General features: G+C 64.5%; 8 protein-coding genes and 1 tRNA gene. 5 read left to right on the top strand and 4 right to left on the bottom strand.

The window, feature by feature from the left end; all coding sequences use genetic code 11:
- Positions 1-87 precede the first annotated feature (87 nt).
- Positions 88-348: a hypothetical protein gene (locus KF708_17170; protein ID MBX3414422.1), complete on the top strand. Its 261-nt coding sequence runs from the start codon at positions 88-90 to the stop codon at positions 346-348.
- An 81-nt stretch (positions 349-429) separates the two neighbouring features.
- On the opposite strand, the gene KF708_17175 is transcribed toward KF708_17170, so the two are convergent.
- A complete protein-coding gene (locus KF708_17175; protein MBX3414423.1) occupies positions 430-1,293 on the bottom strand; it encodes a pirin family protein in 864 nt (287 codons plus the stop codon).
- A gap of 225 nt (positions 1,294-1,518) precedes the next feature.
- On the opposite strand from KF708_17175, the gene KF708_17180 reads away from it, so the two are divergent.
- Entirely contained in the window at positions 1,519-2,778 is a 1,260-nt protein-coding gene (locus KF708_17180; protein ID MBX3414424.1) for a tryptophan 7-halogenase, read from the top strand.
- A gap of 291 nt (positions 2,779-3,069) precedes the next feature.
- Positions 3,070-4,485 carry a hypothetical protein gene (locus KF708_17185; protein ID MBX3414425.1) on the top strand — a complete coding sequence of 472 codons (1,416 nt, stop codon included), beginning with the start codon at positions 3,070-3,072 and terminating at the stop codon, positions 4,483-4,485.
- 68 nt (positions 4,486-4,553) lie between these two features.
- On the opposite strand, the gene KF708_17190 is transcribed toward KF708_17185, so the two are convergent.
- The 3 genes from KF708_17190 to KF708_17200 form a co-directional block, all read right to left on the bottom strand.
- Complete coding sequence (locus KF708_17190) at positions 4,554-6,008, bottom strand: tetratricopeptide repeat protein (GenBank protein ID MBX3414426.1); 1,455 nt, start codon at positions 6,006-6,008, stop codon at positions 4,554-4,556.
- A 171-nt stretch (positions 6,009-6,179) separates the two neighbouring features.
- Positions 6,180-8,489 carry a CehA/McbA family metallohydrolase gene (locus tag KF708_17195; GenBank protein ID MBX3414427.1) on the bottom strand — a complete coding sequence of 770 codons (2,310 nt, stop codon included), beginning with the start codon at positions 8,487-8,489 and terminating at the stop codon, positions 6,180-6,182.
- A 202-nt stretch (positions 8,490-8,691) separates the two neighbouring features.
- Positions 8,692-9,741: an Ldh family oxidoreductase gene (locus KF708_17200; GenBank protein ID MBX3414428.1), complete on the bottom strand. Its 1,050-nt coding sequence runs from the start codon at positions 9,739-9,741 to the stop codon at positions 8,692-8,694.
- A gap of 198 nt (positions 9,742-9,939) precedes the next feature.
- Between KF708_17200 and murD the strand changes: the two genes are divergently transcribed.
- Positions 9,940-11,286 (top strand): UDP-N-acetylmuramoyl-L-alanine--D-glutamate ligase, encoded by a 1,347-nt coding sequence (gene murD, locus KF708_17205; GenBank protein ID MBX3414429.1) that lies wholly within the window; start codon positions 9,940-9,942, stop codon positions 11,284-11,286.
- A 519-nt stretch (positions 11,287-11,805) separates the two neighbouring features.
- Positions 11,806-11,876, top strand: a tRNA-Gln gene (locus KF708_17210).
- Positions 11,877-11,891 lie beyond the last annotated feature (15 nt).

Here is an 11,891-nt window from a genome sequence, read left to right on the forward strand (position 1 = left end):
TCGCGATGGCGACGAGTACGAAACCACACACCTTGCTCGTCGCGGCGACCTCGCCCGGAATGCGCCACCCAGTAAGGGAGTCACACCATGAAACGCTTCGCCCTGTGGATTTGCTTGTCGCTGGCCGTGTTCGCCGGCACGTTGACCGCGACCGCTGGCAAGGCCGACGCCGGTCCGTGGGCTTATCGTCCCTACCGTGCTTACCGGCCCTACGCGTATCGACCCTATGTCTATCGGCCGTACGCCTACCCCTATCGGGCGTATTATGCTCCACCGGTTTACTACGGCCCCCCCGCCTACGGCTACTACTACGGCCCGGGCGTCTCGGTCGGGGTGGGCTGGTACTGAGCTGACCAAACTCGCGCGCGAGAGCCCCGTCAACAACGCGACCCGGCGGTCGAACGCTCGACCGTCGGGTCGTTTGTCGTTTCAGGCGAGCGAGCCCATGCGACCTTGCTGATAGTCGGCAAAGGCCTGCCGGATCTCGCGCTCGCTATTCATGACGAAGGGGCCGTGCCCCACGACCGGTTCGTCAATCGGCTGGCCGCTGAGCAGGAGCGCCATGGTGTCTTCCTCGCTCGCCAACTCGATCGAGTCGCCGCGTCGATCGAACCCCACCAGATCGACCCCCTGGGCAGGCTTTTCGCCATTCACGACCAGCGAACCGCGCTGCACGACCAGCAAGGCCGTATAGCCATCGGTCACCGGCAGCGTGAGGGTCTTGCCCGCTCGTAGACGCAGATCCCACAAGTGGACCGGCGTAAACGTCTGCGCGGGGCCTGGCGTTCCCAGTAGCTCGCCAGCGATGACGCGTGCCGAACCAGCATCGCCCGGCAACTCCACCGTGGGAATCTGTTGTTCGACGATCTCCTGGTAGCGCGGCGCCGACATCTTCCACCGCGCCGGCAGGTTGACCCACAACTGCACCATCTCGAGCGTGCCACCCCGTTGCGTGAAATCGCGTTGGTGGAACTCCTCGTGGACGACGCCGGAGGCCGCCGTCATCCACTGCACGTCACCGGGACCGATGCGCCCGTGGTTGCCGGCCGAATCGCGGTGCTCGAGCTCGCCCTGGTAGACGATCGTCACGGTCTCGAATCCACGATGCGGATGTTCTCCCACGCCGCGCGGCTGTTGGGCCGGCGCGAAGTCGTACGGGCCCGCGTAGTCGAGCAGCAAGAACGGGCTGACCACCTCGGGATGGTTGTGATAGGAGAACAGGCTCCGCACGGGAAATCCGTCGCCCACCCAATGCCGCGGAACGTTGCGGGTAATTTCGCGAATGGCCTTCATCGGAATGCTCCTTTTGCTCGGAGGGCACGAGTACCGCGAGAGCTCGCCGCTCGATGCCTTCTATCGCGGTCCGCCCGGCGCGGCAAGCGCCGCATGGCCGGCCGTTCGAAGCCGGTTTGCCCGGCCCTACGAAGACTTCTACAATGGAGCCGCGAAAACCTTACAGCGGGGCGATTTTCCCCCTGGATGGGGCATCAGGCGAAACGAATGAGGCCGAAGATACCGATGATTCAATCGACGCAAGCACCGCAGGAACACGTTCAGGTGGCCGTGATCGGGGGAGGGCCCGGGGGGGCTACCGCCGCGACGTTGATTGCCCAGCAGGGCTATCAGGTACGGTTGTACGAGCGGGAGCATTTTCCCCGTTTTCACATCGGCGAATCGCTGATTCCGGAAACGTACTGGGTGCTCAAGCGGCTCAATATGCTCGAGAAGTTGCACAAGAGCCCTTTCATCAAGAAGTACAGCGTGCAATTCGTCAGCGCCTCGGGACGGCTGTCGGAGCCGTTCTACTTCATGGAGCACAAGCCGCACGAGTGCTCGCAGACGTGGCAGGTGCTGCGGAGCGAGTTCGATCAGATGATGCTCGAGAATGCCAGCGAGCATGGGGTCGACGTGCGGCACGGGGTGCGCGTGCTCGATGTGATGTTCGACGGCGACCGCCAGACGGGGCTGCGGCTGCAAGAGGAAGATGGCCGCCAGCACGAGATCACGGCCGACGTGGTCGTCGATGCTTCGGGGCAGAGCTCCCTGATCGCCAGCCGGCTCAAGCTGCGGGTGCCCGACGCCAAGTTGAAGAAAGGAGCGTTATGGACCTATTGGGAAGGCGCCTATCGCGACGAGGGACGCGATGAGGGGGCCACGATGGTGCTCCAGACGCAGGGCAAGAAGGGGTGGTTCTGGTATATCCCGCTCCACCGCAACATCGTCAGCGTGGGGGTTGTCTCGTCGTTCGAATACCTCTTCAGCAAGGAACGGGGAACGGATCACGAGAAGATCTACCAGGAGGAGGTCGATCTTTGTCCTGCCGTGAAGGAACGCATCTCGCAGGGACGCCGCGTGGCCGAGTTCTACGCCACGAAGGACTACACCTATCGGTCCTCGCGGGTAGCGGGCGATGGTTGGGTGCTGGTGGGAGATGCGTTCGGCTTTCTCGATCCGCTTTATTCGTCGGGCGTGCTGCTGGCGCTCAAGTCGGGGCAACTGGCGGCGGATGCGGTTGTGGAAGGATTCCAGAAGCAGGATCTTTCGGCCGCGCAGCTCGGCAAATGGCAGGACAATTTCACCCAGGGCATGGACCGCATGCGGCGGTTGGTTTGCGAGTACTACGACGGGTTCAGCTTTGGGCGGTTCGTGAAGCGGCACCCCGACCTTAAGGGCCATCTGACCGATCTGCTCATCGGCGATCTGTTCGAAGACAAGGTCGATGACGTGATCGCTCCAATGGACGTGATGCGGGCCGAGATGCAAGCCGCGGCCGAATGACGCCGTGGCGCGGCATAATCGTGTCGAGGCGTTACAAACGGCGCCATCGATACCGCTGGAGTGCCGCGCCCCCACCGTGTGTTCGCGGTGCCGGCGGCCCTACGTTAGAGTGGAACTTGCGCCGTAAGGGCGTGCCGTTTCGCTCGTGCGCCGTCGTCACTCCGCAAGTAGAGTTGCCCCCTGAGTCCGCCACCCCCTGCAAGTTTGCGAATATGCCCACGGGCTGTCGCCGCGTCCGGCGGCGTGGGCTGGTGGTTCGCCCTGCTGGCGACGGCGTGCGCAGGTCTCGTCGTGAGCGGAACGGCTCGCGGGGCCTGGGCGCGCGCGAGCGACGATCTCACCGCGGCCCGGCACGAGCTCGAGGCCAAATACACCGCGGAGCTCGAATCGCTGGCCGCCTGGTGCGATGAGCGCAAGTTGGCCGATGAAGCGGCCGAGACCCGCGCGCAATGGCACGAGCTCGATCCTCGCAAAGTCTACTTGTCGGTGCTGCGGTCCAAAATCGAAGACACCGCCGAGGGCGAAGCCCTGCGCCACTCGGCCGAGTGGCGCGCGCGTTTCACGAAGCTGCGACACGCTCAGGCCAGCGCCCGGTTCGATCTGGCGCAGAAGGCCATTCGACAGGGGAGGCCCTCGCTCGCCTTCGAACTGGTGTTGTCGGCACTGCACGATAATCCCGATCACGAGCCGAGCCGGCGCTTGCTGGGCTATCAGCGTTTTCGCGGCGCGTGGCACACGCCGTTCGAGATTCGCAAGTTACGGGCCGGCCAGGTGTGGCACGAGAAGTTCGGCTGGCTACCGGCGAGCTACGTCGAGCGTTACGAGCAAGGGCAACGCTTCACCGGCGGCCGTTGGATGAGCGCCGCCGACGAGGCCCGCGCGCGCAGCCAGATCGCCGACGGCTGGCGGATCGAGACCGAACACTACGACATTACGACGAATCACAGTCTCGAAGCGGGCGTGGCGTTGGGCGTCGAGTTAGAACGGCTGCACCTCGTCTGGCGGCAGCTCTTCGCCAGCTACAACGCCAACGCCGGCCAATTGGCCAGCTTGTTCGAAGGTCGCGCGACGCAGCGTTCCAGCGGGCCACGGCACCGTGTGGTCTTCTTCCGCGATAGCGACGACTATCGCGCGGCGCTGAGTAGCATTCTTCCGCCCGACGTCGAAACGACCGGCTTCTACTGGGGAGATCGCCGTACGGCGTTTTTCTATGCCACCGAGGATGACGATCGCGGCACGCTCTACCACGAAGCGACGCATCAGCTCTTCAGCGAGACGCGACCAACCTCGCGCGACGTCGGCTCGCGGGCGAACTTCTGGCTGATCGAAGGCATCGCCTGTTATATGGAATCGCTGGCGCGCGAAGAGGGCTACGACACGGTGGGGGGCGCCGATGCCGTGCGCTATGGCGATGCACGCTTTCGCCTGCTCGAATCGAAGTTCTACGTCCCCTTGGCGCAACTCAGCGGCGCCGGCATGCGCGATTTCCAGCAAGATCCGAACCTGCCCCTGCTCTACAGCCAGGCGGCCGGTCTGTCGCATTTTCTGATGCACTACGACGAGGGACGCTACCGCGACGCGCTCGTGGCGCTATTGTCGCTCCTCTATGCGGGGCAGGACCGCCCAGGCAGCCTGCCCGAACTGACCGGCAAGAGCTATTCGGAGCTCGATCAGCAGTACCGCGAGTTCATGAGCGCGGCGCCGTAATCGCTGTGCGCCTCGGCAGGCGTAGCGCTCGTCGCACGGCGAGTCGCGCTTGGGGCATCGCGAGAGTCTTAGAACTCTTGATGGCCACTCTGCATCCGCATGGGCTCTTTTTCTTTCGTGGCGTCAGGCTGCTCGGCTGCTTTCGCGGCGGCGGCTTCGGCTTCCTGGCGTTTGGCTTCCTGATCGAAGAGCGTGTAGAGGCCAATCGTCTGCGGATCGCGACGGCCGAGCGACATGGCCGCCTGCAATTCGCGCACGGCCTCGGCCGCGCGACCCTGGTACCCTAGATGGTAGGCCAGCAGGTAATGTCCGGAGGGATCCTTCGGATTCTTGCCGACCCAGCCGGTCAGGGTATCGAGTTGCCGGCTGTAGAGCTCTTCGTCGAAGTAATAGCTCGAGCCGTCGGCCAGCACGCTCCCCCATTTCGCCGAGGGGAGCGTGGAGAGGGCACGATCGAGCGCCGCGGCCGATTCGTCGAACTCACCCTGCGCGAACAGGGTCTGAGCGCGCAGCAATTCGATCGAACCGTCGAGCGGCGCCTGGGCGGCGGCCGTATCGAGTTGTCGCAGCGCTTCGCGATAGCGGCGATCGCGGAAGGCGCGGATTGCCCGGGTCAATTCGGCGTTGTTCTCGGGCTGATCGAGGGCCTGCGGCTTGTCGACCGACGGGAGCAGGCCGGTTTCTTGCAGCGCGGCTTGTTCCGTGTAGGGATCGGGGGGAATGACGCCGTTATTTGCCACCGTCGGCGGGGGGGCGAGCATGGCCGGGCCACCGGGCAGGTTGCTGAACGGGTAATTGCTCATCGGCATCCCGTTCGGACCTATCGGTCCTGGTGTGACGGGGGGAATGATGTAGGGAGCGACTTGCAAGCCACCGAGACCGTCGGGCACGAAGCCCACGCCCTGCTGGATCATGCCGTTCTGCATCATCATGCCGCCGAAAGCGGGCGTGACGCCCCCCATGCCGTCGGGGACGAAGCCGATGCTCGTCGGTGGAATCGGCATCCAGTTCTGGCCGCCGCCGGCGAAGGTCGGATAGCGGGGCCCCATGTAACTGAAGGCCCCCGCTCCGCCCAGATAATCTTGAGCCGTGAGCGCAGGGTTGAATCGATCGAGGTTCGGCTGCGGCAGCGAGCCACGCGAAGGGGGCTTCTGAGCGCGGCGCGGCTGGCCCCCGGTCGAGCGCACCCCGTACTGCGGCATCGGAATCGGCTCGCTGGCATCGAGTTCCGCCGAGCGTTCGCCACGCTGCAACTGGCCGATCGCCTGTGTCTGGCTGGCGCTCATGTTGCTCGCGGCGCGGCGTTGCGCCTCGAAGGCGTTGCTCTCAGCGCGGCGCTGGCCACGCTGTAGGTTATCGATCGCCTGTTGTTGCGTCTGAAAGGGATCGATCGTCGTCGGTTTGGCCGCCGGTTGCGTGGCCGTCGCGGGGGGGGAATCTTGAGCACGGGTTGGCCCGCCCCAGGTGAACAACACCACAAAAGGGGCGGTGGTTAACACCAGGGCAAAGGTGGCAGCTCTCATGACGACTCCATCCTTTCGGGCGACGGGCGCCGCCGGGTATGCGGAACTTCACCCGTCGTCAAAGATTTCGCGACCACCACGACCGTTAGCTTCGTGCCAGGCGCAGGCCGACGCACCCCGCGCCAGGGCGCGGGGCATGCGCCACATCCTCATTTTCCATCGGGCCGTGGATCAGTCTTCCTGTGCCTCGGCAAGGATTTTTCGGTATGCAACGCGCGCCGCCTCGTACGCGGCCTGAGCGGTGTCCCGCTCCGACGGCCGGATCTGCAGGCTTTTCTGTTTCCAACACACGTCGACTGCGTCGGCACACCACTGGGCGCTCTTCTGACTGGCCCGAATGGGCTGGCCGTCCACCTCGACGAAGATCGGATTCGTGTGCGAACTGGGAAAGATCCGTAGCGCGATCCAACTTGAGTATCGCGGGGTGTAGTCGAAAGTCAATTCAGAGACGGAACCGTCCGCTTCGATCTCCTGGCGTTCGACCGACTTGCCGTTGACGATCAACTCGACGGGCACTTTGCGGGAGTCCCCCACTCGGGCCCGTTCGACGTGCCAGTACGGCTTCTCGTCGAGCGGTCGCTCGCGGATCTCACGTTCTTTTTCTCCCGGTTCTGCGGCCAGCAGGGCCGCGGCCTGCACTTTCAACTTAAGCGGTTTGCCCGACTTGAGGGCCAGTACGCTGGGCCGGCCATCGGCGCCAGGTTCGCCCACGCCCAAGCCGTTGGCCTCGAAGTCGATCAAGTGGCTCAGCCCGTCGCAGCAGTAGCTGCGACCGTCGCGAATGCCGAGCACCCACTGGTCGTAGTCGAGCGGACCGTCGGCGGCGTCCAACTTCACGTAGGCACGTCCCAGGCCGACCCGTTCTCCGTAGATGCAGGGGAAATCGGTCTCGCCGCTGATACGGCACGTGTAGCCGCAATTCAGCGTGTGGTACCAGATGTTCAATTCCCACACCGCCGGCGTATCGACTGCCGAGATGAAGTCGCACGCGTCATGTACGACGTCGACGACGTATTCGTTCGCGCCGATACCGTCGAACGGTGGCATCTCGTAGGTGGGGAGCTTCGCGCCGTCGACCTTGAGTCCCCAGCCACTGTGCGAGAATCCGACCACGCCCCCCTGTCGCTTGCCCCACTGCAGCACGGGCAGGTCCCAACTGGGCCACTCTTCGATCCTGGTCGTACCGGGATAATCGTCTTCGGTCAGCCGCAGCAGGCAGAGGTGACCCGCGTGCGAGCTGGGAAAGCCGGAGACCTCGACGTCGTAGCGCATCAGATTTTGTGGCGTCGAGAGCTGGCTGACCTTGCCGTCGAAGTATTGCTTCTGGAAATACCAGCAGGGGCCCCAGGACAGGACACAGCCGACGTTGAGATCCTCGCCCAGGATATGGCGCATCATGTCGACGGGCTGCACGCCTTCGGCGGGCGACTCGTAATGGGCGCAGCCCGCCGCGTGGACGTGATGATCGCCCGAGTACCAACCGCGATCGGCCAGCTTGATCCAGCGCTTGAGGTGGACGATTTCCTTGTGCGAGACCGAGTGCGGAACGGCGACGTTGCGTTTCTCGATGAGGTACTCTGGTCCGCGCGTGCAGGTGAACTCGTAGTCACCCGGCGGCAACATGATCGATTCGCCGTGGTGGCGATAGACCTGCTCGTGAAAGAAGAGATCGGGAGCCAGCCGCCGCGACATGGCCGGATAGATTCGTCCACGTTTATCGCGGATCACGAACTGCCCGGTGGTGGGCTGGCCGTCGTCGTCGTAGATCTCGAGGACCACTTCGACCGCGGGCTCGCCGTCGAAGAGAATGTTCACCTCGTTGCGAAACCCCAGATCCTGCGTGCCTTGTCCCACGTCGAACATGAGCTTCGCCTCGCGCTTGCCCACGTCGCGGCTATAGAGTTCGAGCAGGCGGTACTCGACGCCCAACCCTGAAAGAGGCTTATTCAGTGGCTGACCGGTGAAGAGACTGACGTCGAGCCAGCGGTCCCCCACGTCGGTCGGTTTGATCGAGACCTCTGGATCGGGCTTGCCGCTCGACCGCTTTTGCAGCGGTTCGGCGTTCGGGCTCTTCACGGCCAGCTCGGCGGTCACGCCCGCCTCGTTCTGCACCTTGACGAGAAAGACGGTCCAACCCTGTTGCACGAGCTTGGGCGCCGCTGTGCCTTGTGCGACCTTCACGCGGCTTTCGGGATTGATGTTCACGCCGACCAGGCAGAGCGGGTCGAGCACGGCCTGAATCGCGACGACACGTCTGGCATCATCCGCCTCGGCGAGCGCGGCGTCGAAGGCCTGCTGTTGCTCGGTGGTCAGCGGCGCGCCGAGCATCTCGAGCGCCTGCACGATGCGTTTCGCCTGCGCGGTAAAAGGCTGCGCCTCGACCTGTCGGACCACGGGCAAGGGCTCGCCCCACGCCAGCGAGGCGCCAACGGCGACGTACAGAGAGAGCAATCCAGCGGCAACACGGGAACGCGCGCGCATCAATAGACTCCTGAGAAACATGCAGCCCGGAGCGGGCCGATTCAGCCCGTATGATGGTCGCTGACTCACACCCTACGCAAGGGAAAAGCGGCCGTCGAAGTGAGGCTCGGCCGTGCCTGGCGTTGCAGGTCGGGTAGGCGCGTACCTGACAACTGTTCGATGTGGCGAACTCGATCCCTTTGTGAGGTACGGCGTACCTGATCTACTTTGGCGCCACGACGCCCAGTTGCTCGGCCAGTTTGGCAAGTTGCCCCCAGTTGCCGTCGTCGAGCGTGATGCCGGCGGCGAGGCGTTCTTGACGCAGGCGGCGCTCGGGATCGCCGGGGAGTTGGATCTCGTTCACTCCATCGACCGTGGGGCAACTGCGCACGAAGGTCGTCAGTTCGGCGACCTCGCGTCGAAAGTGATCGACGCCGCTGATCTGGGCCGGGTCGATCAACTGCAGATAGACGCAGTTGCCGAGTTGATTGATCGGCTTCTCACGCGCGCAGACACCGCCCGAGAGTGCCCCGGCAAAGATCTCGATCATCAGCGCCAGGCCGAAGCCCTTGTAGGCCTGGTCGCCTCCCATCGGTCGGATCGTGCCGGGGGGATCGGCATAGAGCGAGTGGGGATCGTTCGTCGGCCGACCCGTCGAGTCGAGCAGCCAGCCATCGGGACAAAGTTGCCCGCCGATACGCCGCACGCGGACCTTGCCTTCGGCCGTAGCGCTGGTGCCGATATCGAGTACCAGGGGACCATCGGCGTGCGGGACACCGATGGCGAGTGGATTGGTGCCCAAGCGTGGCGCCGTGCCGCCGACCGGCGCCACGCGCCGCGCGGTGCCGTGGGTATTGACCATCATCAGCGAGACGAGCTCTGCCTCGGCGGCCTGTTCGCAGTATTCACCGAGTCGCCCCACGTGGGCACACTGGATCAACGTGCCGATAGCCACGCCGCACGTTTTCGCCTTGGTGATCAATCGCTCGGTGAGCCGGCGCGCCTGCGTCTGGCCAAAGCCCCAGTTGCCGTCGGCGGCCAGGATCGAGGGAGTTTCATGAATGACGCGCAATTCGGCCCCCGGCGTGACTTCTCCCTTGCGCACGCCGTCGAGATAGAAGGGCACGCGCATCACGCCATGCGAATCGTGTCCGCGGAGGTTGGCCTCGACGAGACTCTCGGCCACAAGTAGAGCCTCGTCCGGACCCACGCCGCCGGACTCGAGGAGCCGCTGCGAGAAGTCGATCAATTGCTGAGCGGGAATCGTAGGCACGGCAGCACTCTCCCTGAGCTGGGCGAATCGAAAATCCGGCGCCAGCATTGGCAACCCGGCGAAGTGCGACAAACTAGCAGTCGCGAAAGGGCCGGTCCAGCATGGCGGTGGTCGGCGTTTCTCGTCGGTATCGAATTGAGCTGTCCCGGGAATCCCGGCTCATCGTAAAATCGACCCGACGGCGGTAGATCACGGACGATGGACCAATCGCAAGACGAGATGGAAGTTCGCGGCAAACGAGTCACGGTGATGGGACTGGGGCGCCACGGCGGTGGTGTGGCCGTGGCGCGCTACCTGGCCGAGCGGGGGGCGATCGTCACCGTCACCGATCGGGCCGCTGCCGCTGCGCTGCGAGAATCGTTCGAGGCACTCTCGGGAGTGCCGCTCGCCGATGTTTTTGTCGGCGGGCATCGAGAGCGAGATTTTCGATCGGCCGAGATCGTCGTCGTCAACCCGGCCGTGCGGCCCGATCATCCGCTCGTGCTGTTGGCGGCCGATTCAGGCGCCGTGTTGACGAGCGAGATCGTGCTGTTTGCCGACGCCTGCCCGGGCAAGATCGTCGGTGTGACCGGCTCGAATGGCAAGTCGACCACCGCGGCGATGACGGCGGCGATCTTGCAGGCCGACAGTCGCCGCACGTGGCTGGGGGGCAACATCGGGGGCAGCCTGTTGGGCGAATTGCCTGCCATCACCACGGACGACTGGGTCGTGCTCGAATTGTCGAGCTTTCAGCTCGCACGCTGGCCCGACGAGGCGCGTTTTCCGGAGGTGGCAGTCGTTACGAACTGCACGCCGAACCACCTCGACTGGCATGAGAGCTTGGCGGACTACGTCCGAGCGAAGCAGCGCTTGCTGCACGGTCAGGGGCGCGGCTCGCTGGCGGTGCTCAACGACACTTGTCCGCAGGTCGCCACCTGGCATATGCACGTTCGTGGTCGGCAACTCGATCTCGTTGGTGAGGCCGAGTTGCCGACCCTGGCGGTGCCCGGCAGGCACAACCGGCAGAACGCGCGGCTCGCGGCCACCGCCGCGCTAGGGATCGGTTGTGGCCGCGACGCGATCGAGCGCGGCTTGCGCGAATATCGTGGCTTGCCGCACCGGCTCGAGTTGGTGGCCGAAGTCGCGGGGCTGCGCTTCTACAACGATAGCCAGGCGACGACGCCCGAGTCGGCCATCGCGGCGCTGCGCGCGTTCGAGGCGCCCGTCTGGCTGCTTGCCGGCGGTTACGACAAGGGGTGCGAGCTGGCGCCCCTGGCACAGGAAATCGCCCGGCGCGCGCGGGGCGCAGCGCTGTATGGCGCCGTGCGAAGCAAACTTCATGCGCTGATCGTGGAGGAGCGGCCCCAAGGCGAGTTTACTTCGCGCGAGACGCTCGCCGAGGGATTTGCCTGGTGTGTCGAGCGAGCACAGCCGGGAGAGGCGATCGTCCTTTCGCCGGCCTGCGCGAGCTTCGATCAGTTTCGCGATTACGCCGATCGGGCCGCATGCTTCCAACGGTTGGTGCGCGCGTTCGCGGAATGTCACACGGCCACGGCCACGCGCTGACGTGCGCGCTGCTTGCCCTCACGCGCCAGAATCTCTTGCAAGAATTTTTTTCGCTCGATAGATTGAATCGCGTGGATGGCAATGCTTGCATTGCGATCGACGGAGACCTCGGGGTCGACGGCTGTAAGGTTTCCTCGTGGGAAACTTGTTCGGCGCTGGGAGCCGTCGCCTCGAGGTTCTTTTATGCGCGTGGAGCAACGCGCATCGTATTCAAGGTGGCACCGCCTGTCGGCCTGCGCTGGTGCGAGAGCAACTCGGCCTCACCAGGCAGTTCGTCAAAGCTGCTGAGACAACCAAAAGCTCGGGCGGACAACCGGGGCCAGCTGCTCGCGCCCGCGAACCGGTGACGCGAGTTCTGCGTCGTACTTATGGAGTGTTCGCGGTCGCAATCGGTCCGCAGGGCCCCGGAATCGCACGGGGGAACGCGAGGCTCCTCACCTTGACGGCTGGCGGGGGCCGCCTTAACTTACGTAAACGTCCCGCCGGTACGGGGTTATCCCGAGCGGCGGGCGTGCCCTTTCCCGGGTAGTGTAATGGTAGCACGACTGGCTCTGAACCAGTTAGTCGAGGTTCAAATCCTTGCCTGGGAGCTTGTTACGTAAGGC

This window comes from Pirellulales bacterium (genome assembly GCA_019636335.1).
GTDB lineage: Bacteria > Planctomycetota > Planctomycetia > Pirellulales > JAEUIK01 > JAHBXR01.